Annotated in this window: 18 protein-coding genes and 1 tRNA gene; 8 read left to right on the plus strand and 11 right to left on the minus strand. The window is 38.9% G+C overall.

Features of this window, described 5'->3' with window-relative positions:
• Positions 1-8: 8 nt before the first annotated feature.
• Together ACFFIP_RS13195 and ACFFIP_RS13200 are read right to left on the minus strand one after the other, a co-directional pair.
• On the minus strand, positions 9-842 hold the full coding sequence (locus ACFFIP_RS13195; RefSeq protein WP_382388129.1) for a CPBP family intramembrane glutamic endopeptidase: 834 nt from the start codon (positions 840-842) through the stop codon (positions 9-11).
• 706 nt (positions 843-1,548) lie between these two features.
• A tRNA-Ser gene (locus ACFFIP_RS13200) sits at positions 1,549-1,633 on the minus strand.
• A gap of 264 nt (positions 1,634-1,897) precedes the next feature.
• On the opposite strand from ACFFIP_RS13200, the gene ACFFIP_RS13205 reads away from it, so the two are divergent.
• Positions 1,898-2,857 carry a polysaccharide deacetylase family protein gene (locus ACFFIP_RS13205; RefSeq protein WP_382388130.1) on the plus strand — a complete coding sequence of 320 codons (960 nt, stop codon included), beginning with the start codon at positions 1,898-1,900 and terminating at the stop codon, positions 2,855-2,857.
• Positions 2,858-3,153: 296 nt separating this feature from the next.
• Here the strand turns inward: ACFFIP_RS13205 and ACFFIP_RS13210 are convergent, their stop codons facing one another.
• Entirely contained in the window at positions 3,154-3,360 is a 207-nt protein-coding gene (locus ACFFIP_RS13210; protein ID WP_382388131.1) for a hypothetical protein, read from the minus strand.
• Between the two features lie 435 nt (positions 3,361-3,795).
• On the opposite strand from ACFFIP_RS13210, the gene ACFFIP_RS13215 reads away from it, so the two are divergent.
• Entirely contained in the window at positions 3,796-4,749 is a 954-nt protein-coding gene (locus tag ACFFIP_RS13215) for a 3-keto-disaccharide hydrolase (RefSeq protein ID WP_382388132.1), read from the plus strand.
• A gap of 67 nt (positions 4,750-4,816) precedes the next feature.
• Here the strand turns inward: ACFFIP_RS13215 and ACFFIP_RS13220 are convergent, their stop codons facing one another.
• The 4 genes from ACFFIP_RS13220 to ACFFIP_RS13235 all read right to left on the minus strand — a co-directional run bounded on the left by ACFFIP_RS13220 (position 4,817) and on the right by ACFFIP_RS13235 (position 8,532).
• Positions 4,817-5,080 (minus strand): VF530 family protein, encoded by a 264-nt coding sequence (locus ACFFIP_RS13220; protein ID WP_382388133.1) that lies wholly within the window; start codon positions 5,078-5,080, stop codon positions 4,817-4,819.
• Between the two features lie 66 nt (positions 5,081-5,146).
• The gene (locus ACFFIP_RS13225; RefSeq protein ID WP_382388134.1) at positions 5,147-7,000 is read right to left on the minus strand and encodes a hypothetical protein; all 1,854 of its coding nucleotides are present in this window, start codon (positions 6,998-7,000) and stop codon (positions 5,147-5,149) included.
• Between the two features lie 81 nt (positions 7,001-7,081).
• Positions 7,082-8,065 carry an aldo/keto reductase gene (locus ACFFIP_RS13230; RefSeq protein WP_382388135.1) on the minus strand — a complete coding sequence of 328 codons (984 nt, stop codon included), beginning with the start codon at positions 8,063-8,065 and terminating at the stop codon, positions 7,082-7,084.
• A 20-nt stretch (positions 8,066-8,085) separates the two neighbouring features.
• Positions 8,086-8,532: a DUF6508 domain-containing protein gene (locus ACFFIP_RS13235; RefSeq protein ID WP_382388136.1), complete on the minus strand. Its 447-nt coding sequence runs from the start codon at positions 8,530-8,532 to the stop codon at positions 8,086-8,088.
• 119 nt (positions 8,533-8,651) lie between these two features.
• On the opposite strand from ACFFIP_RS13235, the gene ACFFIP_RS13240 reads away from it, so the two are divergent.
• The 5 genes from ACFFIP_RS13240 to ACFFIP_RS13260 all read left to right on the plus strand — a co-directional run bounded on the left by ACFFIP_RS13240 (position 8,652) and on the right by ACFFIP_RS13260 (position 17,049).
• Positions 8,652-9,431 carry a glycosyltransferase family 2 protein gene (locus ACFFIP_RS13240; protein ID WP_382388137.1) on the plus strand — a complete coding sequence of 260 codons (780 nt, stop codon included), beginning with the start codon at positions 8,652-8,654 and terminating at the stop codon, positions 9,429-9,431.
• 128 nt (positions 9,432-9,559) lie between these two features.
• Positions 9,560-10,297, plus strand: a complete 738-nt coding sequence (locus ACFFIP_RS13245; RefSeq protein ID WP_382388138.1) for an FkbM family methyltransferase — start codon at positions 9,560-9,562, stop codon at positions 10,295-10,297.
• Between the two features lie 92 nt (positions 10,298-10,389).
• Positions 10,390-13,608, plus strand: a complete 3,219-nt coding sequence (locus tag ACFFIP_RS13250; RefSeq protein WP_382388139.1) for a UvrD-helicase domain-containing protein — start codon at positions 10,390-10,392, stop codon at positions 13,606-13,608.
• Between the two features lie 23 nt (positions 13,609-13,631).
• Complete coding sequence (locus tag ACFFIP_RS13255; protein WP_382388140.1) at positions 13,632-16,490, plus strand: PD-(D/E)XK nuclease family protein; 2,859 nt, start codon at positions 13,632-13,634, stop codon at positions 16,488-16,490.
• 202 nt (positions 16,491-16,692) lie between these two features.
• A complete protein-coding gene (locus tag ACFFIP_RS13260; RefSeq protein WP_382388141.1) occupies positions 16,693-17,049 on the plus strand; it encodes a four helix bundle protein in 357 nt (118 codons plus the stop codon).
• A gap of 121 nt (positions 17,050-17,170) precedes the next feature.
• On the opposite strand, the gene ACFFIP_RS13265 is transcribed toward ACFFIP_RS13260, so the two are convergent.
• Together ACFFIP_RS13265 and ACFFIP_RS13270 are read right to left on the minus strand one after the other, a co-directional pair.
• Complete coding sequence (locus ACFFIP_RS13265; RefSeq protein WP_382388142.1) at positions 17,171-17,626, minus strand: YciI family protein; 456 nt, start codon at positions 17,624-17,626, stop codon at positions 17,171-17,173.
• 216 nt (positions 17,627-17,842) lie between these two features.
• A complete protein-coding gene (locus ACFFIP_RS13270; RefSeq protein WP_382388143.1) occupies positions 17,843-19,417 on the minus strand; it encodes a WG repeat-containing protein in 1,575 nt (524 codons plus the stop codon).
• Positions 19,418-19,519: 102 nt separating this feature from the next.
• On the opposite strand from ACFFIP_RS13270, the gene ACFFIP_RS13275 reads away from it, so the two are divergent.
• Positions 19,520-20,845 (plus strand): MptA/MptB family glycosyltransferase, encoded by a 1,326-nt coding sequence (locus tag ACFFIP_RS13275; RefSeq protein WP_382388144.1) that lies wholly within the window; start codon positions 19,520-19,522, stop codon positions 20,843-20,845.
• 16 nt (positions 20,846-20,861) lie between these two features.
• On the opposite strand, the gene ACFFIP_RS13280 is transcribed toward ACFFIP_RS13275, so the two are convergent.
• Positions 20,862-21,659: a LytR/AlgR family response regulator transcription factor gene (locus ACFFIP_RS13280; RefSeq protein WP_382388145.1), complete on the minus strand. Its 798-nt coding sequence runs from the start codon at positions 21,657-21,659 to the stop codon at positions 20,862-20,864.
• Positions 21,660-21,728: 69 nt separating this feature from the next.
• Positions 21,729-23,762: a histidine kinase gene (locus ACFFIP_RS13285; protein WP_382388146.1), complete on the minus strand. Its 2,034-nt coding sequence runs from the start codon at positions 23,760-23,762 to the stop codon at positions 21,729-21,731.
• Positions 23,763-24,130 lie beyond the last annotated feature (368 nt).

The following is a 24,130-nucleotide window of genomic DNA, read 5'->3' on the forward strand; positions in this document are numbered from 1 at the left end:
TTTCATATTTATTCTTCCTTTGATTTATGGTGAATAAGGAAGATCGCGGCAACGACAATCCAAACTGCCGCCGCGGCCGCAAGGTTATAGACGACAAGCGAACTTCCTGTTGCTGTCGGAGCAAGGATAAAGAGGGTGCTGGCAGTAAGGCTTGCGTGCATCAGCATCGTTGTGAGCAGACTGCCACCGGTACAGTTATAGATCCACACCATGAGGATTCTCCATGCTGTGAGATTTACTACCGCCGTAATGAGGTCTATAACCAGAAAAGGAGAAAGTCCCAGAGGACCACTTATCAAGATCTTCACTGGGAAATGCCATACACCATGGAGTGTTCCGATAATCAATCCAGTCTTGAAGGTGCTAAAGCGTTTTAACAAAACATGCACAGCAAATCCGGTCCAGCCTAATTCTTCCATTAATCCGCCAAATAGAACTCCAGTTACAATGCCAGTCAATATTGCGGAGACCTTGTCAGCGGATGTGACAATACCGGGCAGAAAAACCGGGGAATAAAGCGAAAAAATGAATAGTAAGGGTGTAACAATGATTGGCGCGGTCAGTAGCGCAATTGCATACCATTTAAGGCTTATTCGCCACTTAAACAAGCGATCGCGGAGATCACGTAATCCTTTCCGGCCGCCAATTATTGCAGTCATCAGTAATCCTGCTATTGCTGGTCCCAAGAAATAGGGAACAACAACAGCGGTCCATAGAGCTTGAAACTGCTCCTTGGTTGATGGCATTTCGTAAGGATATCCCAAAATGAAAACGCCTCCCCATGAGATAAGGAAAGTTATTGCGAAGTAGCATAAGACTGGTGTCTTTTTTAGCAGATTCATGATTTCCTCTTTTACAAACTAAATCTTCGCACAAGTTTCAGTCACTCATTAAGCTTCTTGCAAATAAAAATAACACATAATTGGAGTCAATCCTTTATGCTACAATCATTTAATTCTCTTATTTCATATTTTTCTTATGCCCTCAAGGGGCGGGGCAATTACATATAACGTCAGGCTCCCGATTTGCGGGAGTAGCAGTGAAATAAGTCTCTTCTGGTTTTGGTTCAAACCTTTTACTACTTGTCCCGCTTAGCAGGAGTTTCTCTAAAAACAGTAAAATTAGTTGTAATTGTTTCTGAGTTCCAACATGTTTTTAGGAACCATTTTCAAGGATTAAATCATTTTAATTTCGTTAACCTTGATTAATTAATGTTAATAAGCTCATTGATTTTTTTGTTGAAGGGGGGCAGCATCCGCCGGAATGTCAGTCGAATCCAGCGATTCAGGTTACATTCTGATATTAAAAACATTCTGTTTCTAAGAGGTCAGCAAGCTCCGGAATATCCACTACACGAATGACGCATTGAAAATTTGCTTTTTTTTGAATTTTCTGACCCTTTTCAGGATTTTCACTAAGTGAGTGGATTTTAGCGTGTTAAATTTTCAAATAGCTGAAAAACAGTGATTTATGTATTGAAAATGCTGGTTTTTGGGTAAAAAAAAACCTTCAATTTTGTCAAAATTGAAGGTTTTACATGCATTTTCGCAGAGGAGGAGGGATTCGAACCCCCGGTACCTCTCGGTACAACGGTTTTCAAGACCGCCGCGATCGACCACTCTGCCACTCCTCTAATTGTCGCTAATTTAACTTTGCCGTTAAATAGTCTCCGTTATTACGGAATGCAAATGTAGGTCTTATGTTTGAATTTGCAAACCCCAATCCACCAAAAATGTGTAGTACGGAGTCTAATGCATTGATTTTCTGATTTTTTATTTTTTTGACCCTTAGTTAAATTAATTCGTATGGATCTGTTTCTCTATATTTTCCCCAATTTCTTTTGCATCATAAGCCTGTCTTGATTACCTTTTTCCTCCATTTTCCTTTATTCCATTTGATGCTGACTTTCAGATTGATTTATATCATCCTCTTCTGGATATTATCATACCCGATTTCTACTTTTGAGAGTGGGTCAGTTGATTCGGGCGATCAATCCAAGAACCCCAACCCCCGTATTGCCGTCTCATTTGATGATGGTAGCACGATCAATATGCCTGGTTATTCCTGGAAAGAATGGCATTCCAAAATCCTGAAACATTTGGAGAATCATCAGGTCAAGGGGATGCTTTTTGCTGTTGGCGGGCAGCTTAATCATGAGAAGGGGAGGTATGTACTCGAAACTTGGAAAGAAGCAGGGCATTATTTGGGTAACCATACCTATTCCCATCCCAATTTCAGCAGCGAAAACGTAAGCTTGGAAGATTACAAGTTGGATTTTTCAAAAAACAAAAGATTCCTCGATCAATATGATAATCTCCTTCCTTATTTCAGGTTCCCTTATCTCCGGGAGGGTGAGACAGAAGCCAAGCGGGATGGTTTCAGGCAATTTTTGGATGATGAGGGAGTTCAAACCGCCCATGTTACGGTAGATGGGGAAGATTGGTATATCAACAATAGGTTGGTTAACATGCTTAGGCAAAATCCAAACGCAGACCTGAAGGGGTTCAGAAACCTATATGTCCAACACCATGTAGACAGGGCAAGATTCAATGACAGCTTGGCTATGGTGCTGACAGGCAGAAAAATTGACCATGTTCTTTTGTTGCACCACAACTTGGCTGCGGGGCTTTTTCTGGGAGATTTATTGGAAGCGTTAAAAGTGGAAGGATGGGAGCTGGTCGATATAGATGTGGCCCTTCAGGATTCTATTTATTTGAATAGACCGCAAACCATCCCAGCAGGGGGCAATTTGCTTAGGGCTTTGTCCAAGGAAAAGGGGATATATGGCAAACTGTTTAGGTTTCCCTCTGAAAATGAAGGGTACTTGAAGAAGAAAATGGATAAACTGGGTCTTTAGATCCCACAATTAGGTCAGCAATGCTAAATAAATTTTGGGTTTACAAAAATAAATAAGTGTATGTAATCCAGAGGTTTATGGAAATAATAGATAAAGGGAAGTGTATTTAATGAAAAGTCTTAAAACCAAAAATGTCCGAAGTCAAAGACTGCGGACATTTCTAGACCAATTGCATAACATTAACCTTTAAAAAAAATACGCACACACAACACCATCCAACATCATAAAAGAAATTTTTACGTTTTTTCCCTTAGGACATCATCATGCGATGATGTCCTAGGAAAAGGGGGGGTAGATTAAGCTAAAACCTTTTTGTTTTCTTCACTTGTGGACTTCACATAAAAATAGATGAAGCCCACTTGAGGGATCAAAAACAACAATGCTTTGGTGGCCAATGAAGTTGCGGAAACATCTAATCCCATCAACTTTGTGCTGGCTAGTATAGCTACTACAGCCAAGAGAGCAAAAACATTTGCCACGATTAATTTTGTTTTGTTTGTCATATCGTCGTTAGTGTTAATAAAACTGTTTAAAGAACTTTTTTACCCTGAAATCAACAGAGTTTAACCTGCTAAACCCTGCTAATTTTTTACTAATATGATACATAAAATTTAATTTCCAAACTCTTGAAAATCAGTGTTAACTGTGTTTAAATTGGTGTTTTAGTCCTGTTTTAGGTATATGAACTAATTAATGTAAATCACCAAAAAGAATATGTATTTCACCCTAAAAAGTGTGGTGAAAAAAAAATGAAAAAAAATTGAAATTTTTTTTTCAGACGATTTGAATTAGGGGTTGAGCAGCGTTTTTTATTCATTTTTCTAATAATTCATTCCAAGAAAATAAATGCAAATTCCTGCTTAAGAAATGAATCTAGTTTCTTACTTTATCTTATGCCATAAAATCCATAAATTTTGAATTCAAAAATCAACAAAATCATGAAAATCTTATTTAATCAGCTGAAAGGATCTTTGGCTTTATTCATTTTATTTTCAATAACCAATTTCGCCCAGGCACAAAGTAATGCTTCTGATATTATTGGGACATGGAATATTACCATGGAGATGGGCAATGGTAAACAGGCCCCATCCTGGCTGGAAGTCAAGCAGTCCGGTATCAGGGTTTTGGTTGGTCATTTTGTTGGAGATGATGGCAGTGCTCGACCGATTTCTAAAGTACATTTTGACAATGGTAGAGTGTCCTTTACTATACCACCGCAGTGGCAGGATACAGATAAAGATCTTATGTTTGAAGGTCGGGTTGACGATGGTAAAATTTTCGGTTCCATTAGCCATCCAAATGGAGGTGAGTATTCTTTTGTAGGAGAGAGGGCGCCGAGTTTGGTAAGAGAAAAGACACCTGTATGGGGTAATGTAATTAATATTTTCAACGGAAAAGACCTAAAAGGCTGGCATACAGATAAACCAGAAAACCAATGGTTTGTCAACGAAGGGATCTTGAAAAGTCCAAAATCTGGAGCCAACCTGATCACTGATGCCAAATATGAGGATTTTAAGCTATTAGTTGAATTCAGGTATCCTGAGGGAAGCAACAGTGGGATCTTTTTAAGGGGCAGATATGAAGTTCAGATTCAGGATGATTATGGTAAAGCCCCGTCAAATGTACTTTTTGGCGGTATCTATGGGTTTTTAACTCCAAATGAAATGGCTGCAAAAAAGGCAGGTGAGTGGCAGACTTATGAAATCACCCTTGTAGGAAGGAGGTTGACAGTGGTGGCAAATGGAAAGACCATTATTTGCGATCAGATAATCCCGGGTATCACCGGAGGAGCCTTGGATAGCCATGAAGCTTTACCTGGCCCTATCATGCTGCAAGGAGACCATGGACCTGTTGAGTTTAGGAAAATACAATTGATCCCAGGAGACTATTGATATTTACTTTTGTTAGATTTCCTGATGGAAAACGTGACAGACTGATTCAGAGAAAGCTGAGGGATGTTTATTCTTCAGCTTTTCTTTTTTGGTCTTTTTGGAGCGAGTAGAGGTAAAGGTCTTCCACTTTTTTTCTGGCCCAGTCTGATTTTCTTAAAAATTTCAAACTGGAATTAATAGATGGGTCATGGGTGAAGCATCGTATACTGATTTTTTCACCGAGCTTTTTCCATCCGTATTTTTCAACAAGATAATCCAAAATGTCGACTAGGCGAATTCCATGGAGAGGATTGTTAGGTTGGCTGTTTTTCTTGTCCAAAGGCTCATTCATAAGATCGTCTCATTTTGGAAATTAAATCATTCAGCCTTTAGGCTTATGCAATATTAAACTTTTGAATTATCCTAAATGGCTTTTTTCGGTAATTTTTCCTTCCGCCAAGACCAAAATCTGATTAGTGCCCTCAAAATTAACCGCTTCTAGATTGACGTTTTTGTCTGCATCTACAGTTCCCAAATAGATCATATCATGTGCGGCTAAAATTTTCCTGACATGGTTTACATCCTTTAGAACTTCAGTCCTGATATGCTTGCCCACATCTAAAAGGTGGAATTCTGCCCCTTCGGTAAAGGCTAGTTCAGTAAAGACTCTTTCAAGGTTTTTCTGGAAAGCCAATTGGGCAATATATCGGGCAGAAAGTTTATGGGAGAGTACCGTATTGCTTTTGAGGATATTGGTATTCAGTAATTGCTCTGTGACAGGATCTCCAAGGATGGTGACAATTTTATTTAAAAATTCAGGATTATGCTTGTTGGAAGAAACCAGCATCATCGTCAGTCTAAAACCAAGTTCATCATCCAGGTTGATGATAATATTGTCAAATTCTCCTTGATGTAATTTGTTCAGGAATTTATCTGTGAAATACCCTTCTGGATTGTCAAAGATGACCTGCGACTCCTGCATTGCTGCCAAGCTTTTCCCATCCATAAAATCTTCGATGTTTTCCATTGTCCATGCATTGCCGATGACACAGATTTTCTTACTGACTTCTTCTGTTGGCGGTATGACAGGGATATGGGTGTTCAGATTTAAAGGTTCTTTTGGTGGTGAATATTTGAGGTGTTTCACATTTGGGGTAAGGAAAATCAGCCAATCTCCCTTTTTGAATTCTTTGTGAAAGGGACAGAGATTGATTTCAAATTTACCTTCATGATCAGAAGCGGAGAATCCAATTAATGTTCCCCCCTTAAAACTGAAAAGAAGATGATTGAAATCTTTATTTTCAAAATTGACTGTCCCAAACTGCCTTGGGTTCACAAAATGGATAGTAGATCCATCAAATGCCATAACCTCAAAAAATACTTTATAATACACCACATCCACTTTTGCTCTTGCCAGGATACTGCCAATAACATCTCCGGGAGTGATGACAGAAAAGAGGTGTCCAGCTTTATTTTTGGTGATTTCCAGAGCTATTTTTCTTACATCTGTTTTTTTGGACAGTTCTATCGAGCATTTTACCGGATTTCCAGCTTCCTGCTTGCTAGTCAGATGGGAGAAGAATCCATGGTTATTGGTAAGGGTAGTCAGTATTTTTAAATTAAAATTATCTGCAGAGAAGGTGTCAGCCAAGTGATCCGGCTGAAGTATTACCAAGGCCATAGCATGCTGTACAGAGAGTCTGTCAAATGTCTGAAAAAAGAGGACATCACCTTGCCGAATAAATACTTCAAGGTTTTTCCATCTGTCTTTGTCAAATTGGTTTCTGAAAAATGTCACTGTTTCTGCTTCAGGAAAAAGCAGAACCACATCTTCTAAAATGCCTTTTTCCTTTGCCCTAAGGTTTACCTGATCCAAGATCAAGGGTAATTTGATATTGAAATTGACAAAAAGAATATGGCCTTTCTTTCTGTACGGAAGGGATCCGCTTTTGATGTTTTCAATTAAGGTGACCAATGCAGCAGAAAGCACTGAAATGATGAAGGAAAACAAAACCAGCCCCATCAAAACCTGGATCAGCCCTACAAACAACTGTAATGGACCTGAAGTATTAGCATAGTTCGCTGGATCAGCAAACAGTTTGTAGCTGGTGGGTAGGTCTCCCAAAAAAGGGGAAAGACCAATGATCAGAATCGCGCTTACAAAAAATATAGCAACCAATTGTACCCAAATAGGGGACAAGGCAAACCTTTCGGGTGTCAGGATACGGCTAAGGTTCCGTCTGTAAAATTTAAATTTATCTAGTAAAGACAAGTAGTGTAGGGTTTAGAATTTTCCTTAAAATGGCTTTCAGACAGATTTACCTATTGAAAGCTAATTTTTTGCTTTCTAACTTTATTTCATTCTCATCAGCAAGTCTCTGAATTTCGGATAGTACATGTTGACAATTTTATCTCTGTCTTCATCGGAAATTTTGGTGATTCCAGTGGTATTCAGAGTTGCTTGCTCAGAAGTTTTGATGCCTGGAATGACAGTGGATACCCCTTCGAAACTCAAGATAAAACTCATGGCCAGGGAAGTTTTGCTGATCTGGTACTTATCAGCCAATATCCAGACTTCTTCCAACAGGTCCAGAGATTCTTCCAGTATGTCAGGCGGTAATCGGAAGACTCTGTGATCATCTTCAGAGAAGCGGGTTGACTTGGTGAATTTTCCTGTGAGCAGTCCAAATTGCAGTGGCATCCTCGCAATGATACCATATCCTGACTCTTGGGCATTTTGGATGATTTCCAAAGCTTCCTGATTGATAATGTTCAGGACGACCTGTAGTCCATCCCCGATTTTCTTTTCAAAAAGATATTGAGCCTCCGGATGTGGATTGAAGGTGTTCAAAGAGACCCCCCAATACCTGATTTTACCTTTCTGCTTCAACAGCTCCAAAGCTTCTATGCACTCTCCATTTTCAAAATCTTCGACTTTTGCGGTATGCAGTTGATAAAAATCAATGCTGTCTCTCTTTAACCTTCTAAGGCTTTCTTCGCATGAGTCGATGATATGAGCTTTTGAATAATCTGTAAATATTTTTCCGTCACTGGAAAGCCTGTGACCTACTTTTGTGGCAATTAATATATCTGGGCGGTTTCCAAAGACCTCACCGATTAATTCTTCGGAATGTCCCAAACCATAAAAGTCCGCAGTGTCATAAAAGTTGATGCCTAAATCCAAAGAATGGTTTAAAGCCCTTTTTGAAGTACTGTCATCTACATCACCCCAGCCAATAGGGACATCCCCAGCCATGACAGGTCCACCTATTCCCCATGCTCCAAAACCTACTTCACTCACCAAAAGATCGGTATTTCCGAATTTTCTGTATTTCATTTTTTTCGTGAAGGTTTAGTTTATGATTGTTGTTCAGAGTATTCAGGAAGGTTCTTGAACATGAGGAGAATATTGCCGTTTTTGAGATGATGGTCAAAATAGCCATGATCGTCAAGATCCTTTTTGAATATCAAAGTCAGCATTTTGAACACCTTGACCTGATTAAGCTTGGACATGGGGCGTACACCTTCTAAAACCTCATTTCCTTCCAGCCAGTTTTCCCAATCAAAGGAAACAAGTAATCCAGATTCACTGATGAATTTTTTAAAATCGATATTGATATGATCAAAATCTATATATTTCTGCTTTGCCTCCTCAGTCAACTCAAATGGAATGGCTTTGCGAACTCTTTCAAATTCTTTTTCCATTTCCTTGATATAATAAGACAGTCCGAATATGGATTTTTTACCCATATCACCTTGAAGGAATTCTTCAAATTGCCCGAGCGGAGTAAAAACAGTTTTCATTTTTGCATAAAGGTTTAAAAAACTCGTATAAACAAATCTAAGGTTTTTTGTGAATCATTGATCTTTTTTCTTTTGAAATTCGGGCAACTACTGTCGGAAAAAATACATTAAATTTGAAAATGCAAAAACCACTGGTATCTATTGTTACGCCTTGTTTTAACCAAGCTGATTATCTGAGAGAAACGGTTGAGTCTGTCATGAAGTCTTCTTACAGACCTATTGAGATGATTATTGTCAATGATGGCTCTACCGATAATTCTCTGGAAATCGCACAGGAGTTGGCAAGAGAATTTAAAGAAATTAGAGTCATCGACCAACCCAACAGTGGCGTATCAGTAGCCAGAAATCATGGGATTACAAAAGCAGAGGGGGAAATCATTTTACCATTGGACGGGGATGATCTGATTTCACCTAACTATATAGAAGAGGCTGTAAACATTCTGTCCAAAAGACCTGAAGTGAAAGTCGTCTTTTGTGATGCGGTGAAATTTGATGAAGAAGGCCAGAAGAAATGGAAATTGAAAAGTTTCAGTTTGTCTAAATTGGCAAAAGACAACATGATTTTTTCGGCAGCTCTTTTTTGGAAAAAAGATGCCGTCGCAGTTGGTGGATTTTCGGAGGATATGGTCATGGGAAGGGAAGATTGGGAGTTTTGGATTAAAATGTTGAAGAATGGAGGGGAAGTTGTGAAGCTGTCTTTTATTGGGTTTTTCTACAGATTAACTTTAATGAGTAAGCGAAAAAAAACCCGAACAAGTAAAAATAAAAGGGCACGTATCGACTATCTCAACAAAAAACATGGTGATTTCTTTGAAAGAGAGCTTTCAGGTCCGTTACGTTTTCAAAGAACATGGTCGAAACCATACAACAAGATTCTTAGATTTCTTGGAAAACTTTGATATTGCATCATATCAATTAATTTCACCTTTCTGAAATTAGACTTAATCATATGGCTATAACTTCCTTTTGGAAAAATTTCTATAAAGATTTTAGAATCAATTTGAGTGCTGAGGAAAACTTGTTTTTCATGGCATTCTATAAATATTTGTACAAGCCTAAAAAAGGCTCGCTTTCAGAATTTTTATCTGATTACTCTCTTTCCAAAAAAGGAAACTTCACTGTGATCCAAATAGGTGCAAATGATGGGATTACCAATGACCCTATTCATAAATTCATCAAAAGAGACCGATGGAAAGGAGTTTTGCTGGAACCGCAGCCAGATGTTTTCAACCAATACCTCAAAAAGATTTACCGGAAAAACGAAGACCTACATCCAATTTGTGCAGCTATAGGGCCAAAGGACGGATTTCAAAATCTTTACAAAATAGCTTTTAGCGATATGCGCTGGGCCACAGGATTGGCCTCATTTTCTAAAGAAAAGTTGGAAGAGGCATTTGAAAATGGGGTGGTCGAAAAGAACTGCCAGAAGTTTGGAATTGAGATTCCTCAAAAACCAGAAGAAAGAATTACCTATGAGCAGGTCGAGGTAATCAGCCCGCAGACCCTTTTGACAAAATATAAGATTCAATCAATTGATCTATTGCAGATTGATGCCGAAGGTTTTGATCTTGAAGTGATCAGGCTTTTTGATATTCCTACGACAAAACCAAAAGCCATTATTTTTGAAAATATCAATCATTCTCAAGATGAGCTTGATGAGTGTGAGCATATGCTGAAAAAGAATGGTTATACGCTGAGGAAGTTTGGAAGGGATACGCTTGCATTACTCCATCCTGATGAACAATTCAAGAATTTGTTCACTTGATTTTTTAATCCTTTGATTTTTGCGACATCTTCTGTCATTGGTTTTTTATTCCAAGTAAAAAATCCTTGATTTGTTTAAATTCTTTTTTGACCATGGAGCACAAACCTTTTATTATCTATAAATCTTCTGCAGGTTCAGGAAAAACCTACACCCTGACCATGGAATACCTGAAATTGGCCTTGCAACATCCCACGGCTTTCCGGGGTATTCTTGCGGTGACTTTTACCAATAAGGCAACGCAGGAGATGAAAGAGAGGATTCTCAAGGAATTGACAAGACTCAGGACTACGGTCAGGCATGATGAAAAAATGGATGCGGAAATCATGTCGGCATTAGGGGTGGATGAAGAAGGGTTGAAGCTCAGAGCAGCGCAATCGCTTACCAGCATTTTGCATGATTATGGTCGTTTTTCAGTCAGTACCATCGATAGTTTTTTTCAGAAAGTGGTTAGGGCATTTGCACGGGAGATTGACCTGAATGCCAAATTTGACGTGGAATTGGATCAGGATGGAGTGCTGGACAGGGTAGTTGATCGGGTAGTTGCCAAAGTGATGGAGGATGAGTTTTTGCACCGTTGGTTGGTGGATTATGCCATCGAGCAGATTCAAAACGGTAAATCTTGGGATATTCGGAGGAATATCAAGGAATTGGGCAGACAGATTTTTCAGGAAGACTTCAAAAAATATGCAGCTGAAATCAAGGAATTTTTGAAAGAAGAAGAGCATATCAAAGAACTCCAGACTTTTTCCAGGGAGCGGAAGGCAGAAATAATCCGAATTACAAGGCAAATGAAAGAAGAAGCCAATAGGATCCGGATTTCCAATGGCCTGGATTGGACGGATTTTTCAGGCAGTAGTACCTCATTTGCAAAAAAATTTGATAAGCTCGGAGATAGGTTAAATCCGATTCCTGAATTGACAGAAAAGCAGGCGCAGTTATCGGAATCAGAGGAAGGTTGGTATGCCAAAACCAGTAAAAATAAGGACGCGATCATAGCCGCTTATCATCAGGGTTTGGGGCAGATTTTGTCACAATTTGAACCTCTGATGCTCAAATGGAACACACTTGAAGCCATTTCGAAAAATATCTTTGTTTTTGGGATTTTCAGGAATCTTTTGGAAGAACTGACTTTGTTGAAGGACGAAGAGAATATTTTGCTCATATCTGATGCGAATGAGTTTCTGAAAGAAATAACCAGGGAAAATGATGCGCCTTTTATTTATGAAAAGGTAGGCAATCAATACCAACATTATCTGATTGATGAGTTTCAGGATACATCAGGCTTCCAATGGGCAAGTTTTAAGCCATTATTGGAGAATTCATTGGCGCAGGGGCAAACCAACCTTTTGGTGGGGGATGTCAAGCAATCCATCTACCGCTGGCGTGGAGGGGAAATGCGGCTGTTGTTGGAAGAAGTGGAAAGGCAAATCGGCGAGAAATCGATCAGGAATGAGAAGTTGGATACCAACTTCAGGAGCTTACCCAATATTATTGCTTTTAACAATGCCCTTTTTAAAAAATTACCTCAGGCATTTGAGGACTCAGTAAGCGAAGCTTATTTGGCAAAGGATGCGGGGATTATTTCTAGGGCTTATGAGGATGTCCAACAAAAAGTATCAGCAAGAAAGGCGACATCTCCCTTTCAGGGCAAAGTCAAAATCGAGTTTTTGGAAGAACTGAAAGATGAAGACGAAGGCAAATTTGATGAACAGGTACTCGCCAAGCTTCCCCAGATAGTGGCATTACTTCAAGATAGGGGTTATGAATTGAAAGACATTGCTTTTCTAGTCAGGACCAAAAAAGAGGGAGAATTAATAGCAGATACCTTAATGGCCTACAATGCAGTGCATCCCCAATCGGAATATCGCTTTGATGTTCTTTCAGATGAATCCATGTACCTGCATAAATCTGCTACGGTAAAAGCCTTAGTAGCTGGTTTGAAGTACCTGCACAGTCCAGATGAAAAAATACAGTTTAAAACCATGTGGTATTACCGCTCAGTCTTAAAGCAAGAGCCGGTTGACCATAGCCTCTTCGCCTTGGACCAGGTTCCAGAGCATTTAAAAGAAAGGGTGAAATCTTTTCTGGAAAAGGAAAATATCCTTCTTCAATTGCCATTGATGGAATTGTTGGAGGAGCTGATCGCTGAATTAGGGCTTGAGGAGCAAGGAATTGAAAAAGCTTATATCTCAGGTTTCAAAGAAGCGGTTTACGATTTTACTACCAACAACAGGGCTGATTTGGCAGGCTTTCTGGATTGGTGGGAAGAAAACCAAAACAAAAGGACTGTCAAAATCCCAGATGGCCATAATGCCATGCGGATTCTGACCATCCACAAATCCAAGGGATTGCAGTTTAAGGTGGTATTGATGCCTTTTTTGAAGTGGACGATATTCGATACCGGCAAAGGAAATGTGGTCTGGTCCCCATTTGAGGACAAAGAAAAACACTTTTCAGCCATTATTCCTTTGACGCTGAACAGCAACCTGGCAAAATCTGATTTCAACAGCACTTATGCAGAGGAAGCTGTAATGGCTTATTTGGATTCCTTGAATATGATTTATGTAGCGCTTACGAGAGCAGAGGAGGTATTTTGGGGTATGGTACCGTATAAGGCAGAGATCAAAAATCTGAATTATCTTCAGGCACATTTACAGTTGCTGCTCAGTTCCAGCATGGATACTTTAGGTGAACTCAGCCTTTCTGAAAATTTTGATCCAGAAAGCAAAGTTTTTGAATTGGGAGATTGGCACGACAAGCCAAAGGTACAATCAAAAGAAGGGTCAGCCCCTCATCTTCGCTGGGGCTATCAAAATTGGACGAATTTGCTTCAGATCCGAAAATATGCAGTTGATTTTTCCAAGGAGGGAATAGAGCAGCGAAAGAAAAGAAATTTTGGATTGCTCGTGCATGAAATCCTTGAAAAATCAGGGAGTCTGCAAGAAGCCAAGCTTCTATTGAAAAACCTGTATTTCGAAGGCAGGCTAACACAGGAGGAAAGTTCAGTGGTCGAAGAACAAATAGAAGCGCTTTTCAAACAGGAACTTTTTGCTTCTTGGTTTGATCCAAATAATACCCTGTTGACGGAGCAGGGAATCCTGCTACCTGGAGGTAAGCAAAAGCGACCGGATAAGATTATTCTGAAAGAGCATGAGGCATTGGTGGTAGATTTCAAAACAGGTGAGGAATATTCCAAATATGAAAAGCAGGTCAGGGGTTATATGAACTTGGTAAAAGGACTAAGTGGCAAAACTACAAAAGGCTATTTGTGCTACCTAGAAAGCGGGAAGATCCTTGAAATTTTAAATTAACCAATGAATGAGATCCAATTGATATGCATAGTTTTTTAAGAAATACAGCAGCACAGATTTTACAGGAATACCCGGATTTGCAAAAACTGGCTATTGTACTGCCCAACCGCCGTGCGGGTCTTTTCTTTACGCAGCATTTGGGGGCTTTGATCGAAAACCCCACTTGGATGCCCGAGGTAATGACCATAGAAGACATCTTTTACAAACACGCTGGACAGCGACCGGTCGATCAACTGAGCCTTATTTTTGAACTTTATAAAGTTTATCAATTGCTTCATCCTGATCCGGAGGCCTTTGATAGGTTTTATTTTTGGGGTGAGATGATTCTCAAGGATTTCAATGATGTGGACCAGTTTATGGCTGATGCCGACAAATTGTACCATTATCTTTCAGAAATCAAGGAATTGGAGTCAGACCTTGGTTTTCTGAGTGAAACTCAAATTGCACTGATTAAGGAATTTTGGAAATCTTTTGAACGTCAGGACAGAAGCCATCAGGAGAAATTCCTCAAGTTCTGGCAAATGCTAAGCCCACTGTATACAGGGTTTAAATCTGCACTAGAAGTATCAGGAATGGCCTATTCAGGAATGCTGTACCGTCAGGTAGCCGCATCATTGGACCAAATCCCGCAACCGGAAAAGCAATTTGTATTTATAGGTTTCAATGCTTTTACAGCGACTGAAGAACGCCTGATCAAGCATTACATTGCAGCGTTTGGAGCCAAGATTTTTTGGGATATAGACAGTTATTATTTGGAGGATAAGTATCAGGAAGCTGGTCTGTTCTTTAGAGAATATAGACAGGACAAGATTTTTGGTCCCACCTTTCCCAATGAACTGCCGCAGCAAATTCAGAACAATGATGCCAAGATTAAGGTGTATGCCACACCATTAAAGAGTAATCAGGCCAACTTGGTGGGAGCGATTCTTGAAAATGTCAAAGGAGCCGAAAAATGGGAGGAAACTGTTCTGATACTTCCGGACGAGCAGATGCTATTTCCTATCCTTCATACTTTGCCTGAGCAGATTGACAAGGTCAATGTCACGATGGGGTATCCGGTAAAAAATGCACCTGTGTATGCTTTTTTGGAAGCGGTATTGGAAATGCAGCGCTATGTAAAAATAGAAGAAGGAAAGGTACTTTTTTACCATCAGGCGGTTAAGAATCTGCTTTCATCCACCTATCTTAAATCTGTCAATCTCATATTTGTTCAGAAGCTTTTGGCCGAAATCCAAGAGCATAACATGATACATGTTCCACAAAGCAAACTGCATGCTGGGGGTAAGTTTTTTGAATTGATTTTCCAAGCATTGCGTGCCGATCAGCTCTTTCCTTATTTGACTACATTAATGGAAGAGCTGGCAGAAAGGCTGGATGAAGAGCCCTTGCAGCGGTCTTATTTGTTTCAGTGCTTTAAACAGCTGAACAGGCTTCGGGATATTTTTGAAAAGCAGGAAAAAGTAACCGTAGACCGAGAGTTTTTTATCCGCTTGTTCAGACAGGTTTTCCGTGAAGTCAAATTGCCCTTTGAAGGGGAACCGTTACAGGGATTGCAGATTATGGGGGTTTTGGAATCGAGGAACCTCGATTTTAAAAGGGTAATCATCTGTAATATGAATGAAGACAGTTTCCCTCCTTCAGCGGGTATGAATTCCATGATCCCATTTAATATTAGGAGGGCTTTTGGATTGCCTGTTCAGGAGCAGAACGATGCAATTTATGCCTATACTTTTTACCGTTTGCTGCACAGTGCGGAAGAGGTGCATATGATTTATACTACTGCTTCTGATCAAGGGAAGGCAGGTGAAAAGAGCCGCTATATCCAGCAAATGATGGTGGAAATGGGAATCAATAACAAGGAAGAGGTCATTTATGTGCCGGTAGACCTTCAAAGTCACGGGGAGATTACGATTACGAAAAATCAGGAAATATTCAATTTATTAGATAGATATAGGGTTAAAGAAGACGGTACTTCAATGAAGACCTTTTCACCTTCTGCATTGAGTTTGTACCTGGATTGCAGATTGAAGTTTTATCTCCGGTATCTTGCCGGAATTCAGGAAAAAGAGGAAGTCAAAGAAGAAGTGGATGCCTCTGTATTTGGGAACATTGCCCATTACAGTATGGAGTTTTTGTACAAAGGCTTTCAGGACAGAAAAAAGAGGGATTGGTTGTACAAGAATGATTTTGAGGATTTGAAAAAAAACTGGGTTTATCCGGCGATTGAAAAAGCCGTGAGGAAATTTTATCATCTGGAGGAAGAAGCAGACACCAAACTCAGTGGACAGATGGCCATTGTCAGAGATGTTTTGAAAAAGTATATTGTCAGGCTTTTGGAGATAGATGAGGATGCAGCACCATTTACGATTTTGTCTATGGAATTTGCCCATGAAGCTACATTTGAGATAGATACCACTACTGGTCCTATAAAGTTGGGTTTAAGAGGATTAATCGACAGGGTAGATCAACAAGGACAAATAGTAAGATTAATCGATTATAAATCAGGCGGTGATAAAAAGAATTTCTCTAATGTGGAGAGCCTTTTTGACAGGGAAAATAAGCAGCGGAACAAGGCTGCGATGCAGACCATGTTTTACGGTCTATTATATCAGTCCATGTTTCCATCCAATACCATGGCATTAAAGCCTGCACTTTTCAATTTCAAGGAAATATTCCAGGACGACTTCAATCCCTATTTGCAGGAAAAATCCGGAAGATCTTCCGCTATTGAAGTTAATGATTATCGGGATTATCAGAAGGGATATGAAAATGGCTTAAAGAATCTTTTAGAAGAAATGTACCATCCAGAAGTCCCTTTTGATCAGACCGATGATTTGGAAAAGTGTAAGTATTGTGCGTATAAGGAGATTTGTGGCAGGTAAAAAACTCCAAAATCCAAATTCCAAAATCCAAATTCCAAATTCCAAAATCCAAATTCCAAAATTCAAACTTCAAAATCCAAAGCCGAAATTCAAGTTTCAAAAACCAATTGTAAGAGATGATTTTTCCGGATAAATAAACGGATAAGATTCAACTCGGAATTGTATGTTTTTTTCTTTTTCATGAATTTTAAATCAAAAAGCAATGGAAAAGATTTTTGATTTAGAAAAAAGGTTGGTCAGATTTGCCGCAAGGGCAATAACCTTCTCAAATAGCATTCCTAATAATTTTGCAGGGAATCACCTTAAGGGCCAATTGATCCGTGCTTCCTGCAATCCTTGCCTTCAATATGGGGAAGCATCAGGGGCGGAATCCAGAAAGGATTTTATCCATAAAACGGGCGTAGGCATCAAGGAATTAAAAGAAGCAAGGAATTGCCTTCTAATACTTACAGAAATCAATTATGGGCATAAATTTCAAAGAGAAGAACTATTGAGTGAATGTATTGAACTCATTAAAATTTTTGGCAAGATGATCAATAATTCCCGTTCACAATTATAGAAAGTAAATAGAAGAAATATGTTTATTTCTCTGCTTTGATATTTGTCCTGAAAATTTAAAAGAAACTTCTGAATGAATTGGTAATTTGGAGTTTGTGATTTTAATCTTGGATTTTGGAACTTTAAAAGTTTTTCTTCTGCACTTTCCCATGCACCTCCGGTACCATCATCAAAGCGGCTGATCCGTACCACTCTACCAATTCCATTTTGAGCACACCGGCTTTGACTGCCGGATCGGTATTGGTCAGTTCTTCGGCTTCGGCCTTAGTAGGGACATCAAACAGAAAAATACCTCTTTTCTCACCACCGTTGATAAATGGTCCTGCAAGGATCAGTTTTCCCATTTCTGCCAATCTATTAATGTTGGCCATATGCCCTTTCTGGATTTCAACCCTTTCTTCCTGAGTATATTCGCTGACCCTATCTCCGGCAAGCAAAAAAGCCATGACGTAGGTTTTCATACCATAATCATCTGCACCTAATTTTTGTGCGAGTTCAGCATCATAAACAGATTCTGTTTGACCAAAAACCGGCAAACAGGAAAGTGTGAAAATCAGGAGTATTGCCGCTTTTTTCATGGGTTTGAATGATTCTACTTGTTTATTCTGAAATTTGGTTATGCGCTTCTTTGCCAGTAGCTTCAATTCTTAGGATTATGGGTTGTTTTGAATCAATATCTATTAGTGTCTATTATCAATAAATATCGGATTTAAGCTAATCTAGGTTTTTTTGTTTTATTACTGACAAATTTCCGTATATCTATAATTCTGAATTATAAATTAGTCATTTTCAATTTATTTTCCAGTCTTCCTCTTTTTATTTCCTGATTTAACTTCCTCCACTTCAGGTACAAACTGATAGCTGTCTTCCGCTAAAATTTGCTTTGCTCCCTGATCAAAGGTGATGCTTTTGTAGTAAATCGGAAGTAAATAATCCCCATTTTCATCCATTATACCATATTTGTCGTCCAATCTGACCAAGATTCTATTGACATCTTCCCTTCGTAATTCATGAAATTTAGGTTCAACAATTTCGGTGCCATCCGGAGCAATCAGGCCGAACAGCCCATTTTCTTCAGCCAAAAAGAAATTGTCTGCGGATAGGGATATCCTGTCATAACCTTGATTAAGTAGCATATTGCCGTTTTTATCCAATAAGTTTTGTTTCCCTCCTTGCTTGACTATGGCAATGCCACGGAAAAAGTCGGAAACAGATTCAAACTGGGCTGGAGAAATCAAGTTTCCCTTACGATCTACAAATCCCCAAAGATTCTTTAATCTATAAGCGGCAATCCCTCCTTGAAATTTTCTGACTTCATCAAACTGCGTTTTGATTTCCCAGTTTCCGTTTTTATCAATAAATCCAAAGCCACCTTCCTTTAGTGCTCCGTATAATCCTTCGTTTCCTGGAAGGATTTTTTCAATACCTGAAACAGGATTTACTTCCCATCCTTTGAGCCCTAAAAGTCCGATAGTCTTTTCTCTTAAGAAAACGTTATAGTGTTTTTCTCCAACGGAAATCACTTTTTCCATTCCCACTTGATCCAGAAGAATGCCGTCATTTTTCATTACTCTACGAAGTTTGCCATGAATAAATTCCAGCATCATGCCATCTTCCAAAGTGATTTTATGGTAAGAAGAGTAACTGATATCTGCTTTGCCTTCCCGGCCTTTGATCAACATGTATTGATTACCGTCAAAAGCATAAAAGTAGTCCCCTTCTAAGTGCACCAAGTGGTCAATAACAGGTTGCAAAACATAGTCTCCCTCTCTATTGATCAGCCCATATCCCGTGGATTCTTTGGCAAAAAGGTAGTTTTCATTGACCTGTCTGATCTCTTCGTATATTTTATCGGGGTTTTTGGAAAGTGGAAGGAAATATCCTTGGACTGTTTTTCCGATTACCTGCCCATTGACAGCAAGCATGGCCTCATCAAACGAACCGATGGGAGTGGTTTCTCTGGTTGAATGGTCATAAACCCAGTATTGTCGTCCTTTTTGGGCCAATAATCTGGTGAAAAAAGTTTGTATATTCTCAAATTCAGCAGGGAATACTTCTTCACCATATTCATGGAATGCTCCTAATCCTTTTGAACCTTTCACAATAATCCAAGGCTGATCATAAGAATGTATCTTTTCGGCCTTCAGATCAATAAATGGCCTATATTCTTTGCTCAAAAGTTTGAGTCCATTATTGGCTGTACTGATCCTTACAGATTCACTTAGGATGCTGATTTGGTCATATTCCAACCTAGATTTGAGTTTGAGGTTTTGGTCATAAACCTCGTATGTTTGAGCCTGTATAGGTGAGTAATCCAGTAACAAAATGGCTGTAGCAACAACAGCTCCCCAACGCAGCGTATTCTTCATATTCATTCGTAATTCAAGGGGTAAATTAAATTGATTGTGAGCGGAATTCAAGATGGGACGGGCTTTTTATTTATAATTGTCTAAAAATGGAATATAAACTTTATGATGCTGCATATAAGCGGGAAGAAAACCATTAAGTATTGGGTAGCTTTATCCATTTTTGCCATAGCTTTGGTGATGATGGGCTATGCTGTGTCTAGGGAAAACTTCGCTATACAGCTCCTGTTGTTTTCACTTGCTATTGTGGCGTACTGGAAGCTTTATAGATTTTTCCGAAATGGTCATTTTGGGGTGTTTGCAGGAGTGATGACAGCTTTAGGGCTCAGATTGGTACTCTTGTTTAGTATTCCTGTTTTATCGGATGACTTCTACCGCTTTATTTTTGATGGGCAATTGCTGAAATCAGGCATCAATCCCTATGCGTTTTTGCCGGAGGATGCTTTTCAACAGCTTCAAGTCCCAAATTCCAGGTATTGGGAGGACTTGTTGACAGGGATGAACTCATTAGGATATTATTCGGTGTACCCGCCTTTGCATCAACTGTTTTTTTTCTTTTCTGCTTGGGCGGGCAGTTCCCTATTGGGGAATATTCTGATATTGAGGTTAGTGATTTTGGCCTTTGAGGGTTTGAACTTGCTGTTGATTCACAGGATTCTGAAATTATGGGGTCTGCCTCTTAGTCGGTTGTGGCTTTATGCCTTCAACCCCTTGGTTATATTGGAACTGACGGGCAACCTTCATTTCGAGGCATTGGTAATTACAGGGCTTTTGGGAATGCTTTATGGATTGAGTTTGTCAAAAGTAAGTTATTCGACTCTAGGCTGGGTATGGGCAGTGGGTGTCAAACTCAGCCCATTGATGTTAGGGCCATTTTTGATTAAAGTTTGGGGGAAGTCCAAGGTCTTTCATTTCTTGCTTTGGTCAGCGGTATGGATGGGGATATTTTTGCTGCCATTGTTTGTCACAGGGAATTTCTCCAATTTTTGGCAGAGTTTCCGATTGTACCAATCCAATTTTGAATTCAATGCATCTGTCTGGTACCTGATCCGATGGGTTTCCGGGTTTTGGATGGATTATAATCCCTTAGTTTATGTCGGACCTTTTTTAAGCCTTTTTGCTTTGGTGGGTATTTTAGCGATCTCATTTTTCCATAAAATCAAGGAACCAAAACATGTAGCTTCGGCGGTTGTATGGATTTATCTGGTTTATCTGCTTTTACAGAATGTCGTTCATCCCTGGTATATTTTACCAGCTTTTGTAGTCGGTGTTTTGGTGGGGAATAGGGTGTTTTTGTTTTGGACTGGACTGGTTTTTTTGTCTTATAGCGCATATTCGGTCACGCCGGTTTCTGAAAATTGGATGTTGATTTTCTTGGAATATGCAGTTTTGATTGGGGTAATTATCCTCGAGCTTAGAAAAAAACCTTAGGTTAGCCAATTGAAACTCAGATCTTTGAAATATTGCTGAAAATGGTTTCCAGTATCAGGTTTTTGTTCCGTGTGATTCTGATTTTGGTGCCATCAACCATTTCGACCATGCCTCCATCGGTTTTGAGGATTTTTTTCAGGTGAATGGGGTTGATCAGGTGGGAATGGTGTATTCTCAGGAGCCCATTGGAATGAAGGGCATTTTCTAATTCCTTTAAATTTTTTGAAACCAGTAGTGATTTTTTTTGGTCACTTAGATAGATGTGGCTGTAGTTTCTTTCTGCCTCACACCTAATAATCTGGTCTACATCTATTATCTCATAACCATCTAGTGTAGGTACCGCTAATTGTCCCCTTCCTTTTTTAGGTTTTTCAAAGAATTGTTCAAGCAACTGCAATTGTAATGGGTTGATAAAAGGAATTCTTTTGTTTTTCCACTTTTCCAGGCAGTATTGAAGGTCTTCAAGCATTAAGGGTTTAAGTAAGTAGTCAATGGCATTTTGCCGGAATGCCTCAAGGGCAAAATCATCATATGCTGTCAAAAAGACAATATCAAAATGAAATGATGGGCTGATCTTTCTCATCTCTTTTAACAGCTCCATGCCATTCAAGGGGAACATTTCAATATCCAAAAACAAAATATCAAAATCCAGCATGCCTATATTCCATTCTTTTAAAAATATATCAGGTCTGGAATATGTTTTTACGATATGGGGACCAATTCCACTGTTTTCAAGAATGTACTGAAATGTATGTAGCGCATGAATCTCATCATCGATGCAGATAATTTTTATTGTATCTTTGATAGGTTTCATAAAAATATATTTTGTAAAGTTGAAATTAACAAAAATAAAACAGTTAAAAATACCCTTAACGGGGTATTTTTAACTGTTTTTAATGCTAAAAATAGCGATTGTTTCAAAATCCTCTTCGGATAATTCAATTTGTTCAATTCTGAAGCTGATCTGATGTTCGAATTGTTGGTTAAAGATATTCAGTCTTTCCTGAATTAAATCCAGTCCGAATGATTTACGGGCTGGCTCTTTTTTTAATTTCATTTTCATCCCATTGAGGTACCCGATGCCATTGTCTTTGATGATAATTTTGATGGTTTCTGATTCCCGTGTAATGTGGATGCCAATTGTTTTGACATTTTTGAGAGAAGGTAGTAATCCGTGTTTGATGGCATTTTCCACTATAGGCTGTAGGATTCTTGGAGGTACCTGTATGGGGTCGAGGTTTAGGCCTTTGTCCACATAAATGTGATAGTTGAAATCATCCTGAAACCTGAGTTTTTCAATTTCCAAATACAGTTCTGTTATCTTCAGTTCTTCAAATAGGTCAATTGCATGCAGTTTGTTGTAGGAAAGTGTTTTTCTTAATAAAGTAGCAAAAGCATTGATGTAGTTGATTGCTTTTTTTTCTGAATTTTTCAGAATGAGATCTCTGAATGCACTCATGGCATTAAAGATGAAATGTGGATCCATCTGAGACTCTAAAGTCTGTAATTTAAGGTTTTGGATCCTGTTTTCAAATGCAGCCTGGACCAGAGCCATTCTTTGTCTTTCTTTGATCTCCTGCTCTTTTTTAAATGCGGCTTTTGCTTCATCTACCAATTTTTCAAGTCTAATACTTTCCTCTTGGACAAGCTTCCTGTTTTCCTCGAGTTGTTTGATATATAATTCCTGGTTTCGGAGGCTTTCACGCTTTGTTACAGCATTATAATAGGCCAGTATCATGGCATTTAAGGTGATTTCTATAAATATGGTGATGACAAGTATGTCGCCATCATTGATGACTGTTTTACCGATCTCAATGCTTCTTTCAAAAAACATGGCCACAATTACAGCTAGAAATGTTCCTATCAATAAGACACTTGCAGCCATTGTAAAATATTTTTTGACAGGACTTTTAATTGTTGCGATGATATACAGCAATAATCCCACATAAAAGGGCATGACAAGGATTCTGAACCAATTGTACAGTATTGGAATCCATTTGTCATTGATTCCTGTAATATTGAAAAACATGAATAAGAGGCTGTAAAAGAGTAGGGCCCAACATAGTCCGTTTAAGGTTTTTGATAGTCTGGGGTTTTGTTTTTTGATTTCCAGCAAGTCCTTGATGAAAAGAATATAAAAAATATACATCCAAATGGTGGAAGCTTCAAATGTATAATGTTTCAGATAGACCAATCCATGGAAATAACCATAACTGACAAAAGGGATATGGGCCCAGAATTGGAGGGAAAAAAACCAGCTTGAAAGGATATAGAGCAGGTAAATGAAATATAGTCTTTGACGGTTGATCAGGGCATAGGCAAAAAAGAAAATCGCAGCAAAGGTAATCAGTCCCATCGAAATGGTATGAATGACACGGACAAATTCAGCCTGATAATCCTTTTCATAAAATTCCTGGTAAGTGGATAGTTTATCTTTGACCACGAGGTTGACCCTGTTTGGATTGACCCTTAGGACATTGGCTTTGATGATAAAAGTTGCCTTTTCTTTTGGAAGTAGTGGCAGGGCTGTAATTTCAGGAAATTGGCTGAACTGGACCCGTTCTGGTACTTGCCAGGTACCAGCCGTATCTAATGGGCTAATATTACCATTCTGTTCCAGTTTGAAGGTGTAGAGCCATATGGGAGTAGGGCTGAGGAATAGGTAAGCTGTATCTGTTGATTCGGAAGAGTTGTATAGCGCTAACCTGAACCAGACATGGTTGCCCCTTTTTTCTTTATTACTGATTAGAGGTTGGAAACCAGTTTCCTGCCACAGCGTATCTGGCCGGGTTCCTGCATACTTGTCAATGTCAATTAGTTCAAATCCTTTTTCATATGCAGTGACAGACGCTTCAAGTGGAGTAAAATCCTGAAAGTATAAAATCCCAGAGAAAAGAAATACAAAAGGTACCATCATAATGATTCTTAGTTTAAAAAAACAAAATCATCTTTATAGAGATGCAGTTTCAGGATAAATTTCAATTCCCAAAGGTTTAATATAGACAAAAATTCTCTTTTTAAGCTATTAATTGTCAAAAATTATCATTTGGTATACATAAAAAATAATTTCGTAACTGAAAGTTGTACAGCCAAAAGGCGCTATGGTCCTCAAAACTACCTGAACTGCATATTTATACTTTTTTGCAGCAATTGTTGTGATTAGCTTTCAATATAGTTGAAGTGAAGTCAATTTCGGATAAACCGATTTTTTTGAACTTCTCAAGTGTCAGGTACAGCAGGGTCTGTTTTTTATTTAACCACTTTCCATTTTATCAATAATCAACT

Origin of the sequence: Fontibacter flavus (assembly GCF_042432905.1) — a bacterium.
Classification (GTDB): Bacteria; Bacteroidota; Bacteroidia; order Cytophagales; family Cyclobacteriaceae; genus Fontibacter; species Fontibacter flavus.

Bases quoted from the DNA above. Each gene is read 5' to 3' on its own strand.
- ACFFIP_RS13195 (WP_382388129.1), bottom strand. From the start codon at position 842: ATGAATCTGCTAAAAAAGACACCAGTCTTATGCTACTTCGCAATAACT.
- ACFFIP_RS13205 (WP_382388130.1), top strand. From the start codon at position 1,898: ATGCTGACTTTCAGATTGATTTATATCATCCTCTTCTGGATATTATCA.
- ACFFIP_RS13210 (WP_382388131.1), bottom strand. From the start codon at position 3,360: ATGACAAACAAAACAAAATTAATCGTGGCAAATGTTTTTGCTCTCTTG.
- ACFFIP_RS13215 (WP_382388132.1), top strand. From the start codon at position 3,796: ATGAAAATCTTATTTAATCAGCTGAAAGGATCTTTGGCTTTATTCATT.
- ACFFIP_RS13220 (WP_382388133.1), bottom strand. From the start codon at position 5,080: ATGAATGAGCCTTTGGACAAGAAAAACAGCCAACCTAACAATCCTCTC.
- ACFFIP_RS13230 (WP_382388135.1), bottom strand. From the start codon at position 8,065: ATGAAATACAGAAAATTCGGAAATACCGATCTTTTGGTGAGTGAAGTA.
- ACFFIP_RS13235 (WP_382388136.1), bottom strand. From the start codon at position 8,532: ATGAAAACTGTTTTTACTCCGCTCGGGCAATTTGAAGAATTCCTTCAA.
- ACFFIP_RS13240 (WP_382388137.1), top strand. From the start codon at position 8,652: ATGCAAAAACCACTGGTATCTATTGTTACGCCTTGTTTTAACCAAGCT.
- ACFFIP_RS13245 (WP_382388138.1), top strand. From the start codon at position 9,560: ATGGCATTCTATAAATATTTGTACAAGCCTAAAAAAGGCTCGCTTTCA.
- ACFFIP_RS13250 (WP_382388139.1), top strand. From the start codon at position 10,390: ATGGAGCACAAACCTTTTATTATCTATAAATCTTCTGCAGGTTCAGGA.
- ACFFIP_RS13255 (WP_382388140.1), top strand. From the start codon at position 13,632: ATGCATAGTTTTTTAAGAAATACAGCAGCACAGATTTTACAGGAATAC.
- ACFFIP_RS13260 (WP_382388141.1), top strand. From the start codon at position 16,693: ATGGAAAAGATTTTTGATTTAGAAAAAAGGTTGGTCAGATTTGCCGCA.
- ACFFIP_RS13265 (WP_382388142.1), bottom strand. From the start codon at position 17,626: ATGAAAAAAGCGGCAATACTCCTGATTTTCACACTTTCCTGTTTGCCG.
- ACFFIP_RS13270 (WP_382388143.1), bottom strand. From the start codon at position 19,417: ATGAAGAATACGCTGCGTTGGGGAGCTGTTGTTGCTACAGCCATTTTG.
- ACFFIP_RS13275 (WP_382388144.1), top strand. From the start codon at position 19,520: ATGATGCTGCATATAAGCGGGAAGAAAACCATTAAGTATTGGGTAGCT.
- ACFFIP_RS13280 (WP_382388145.1), bottom strand. From the start codon at position 21,659: ATGAAACCTATCAAAGATACAATAAAAATTATCTGCATCGATGATGAG.
- ACFFIP_RS13285 (WP_382388146.1), bottom strand. From the start codon at position 23,762: ATGATGGTACCTTTTGTATTTCTTTTCTCTGGGATTTTATACTTTCAG.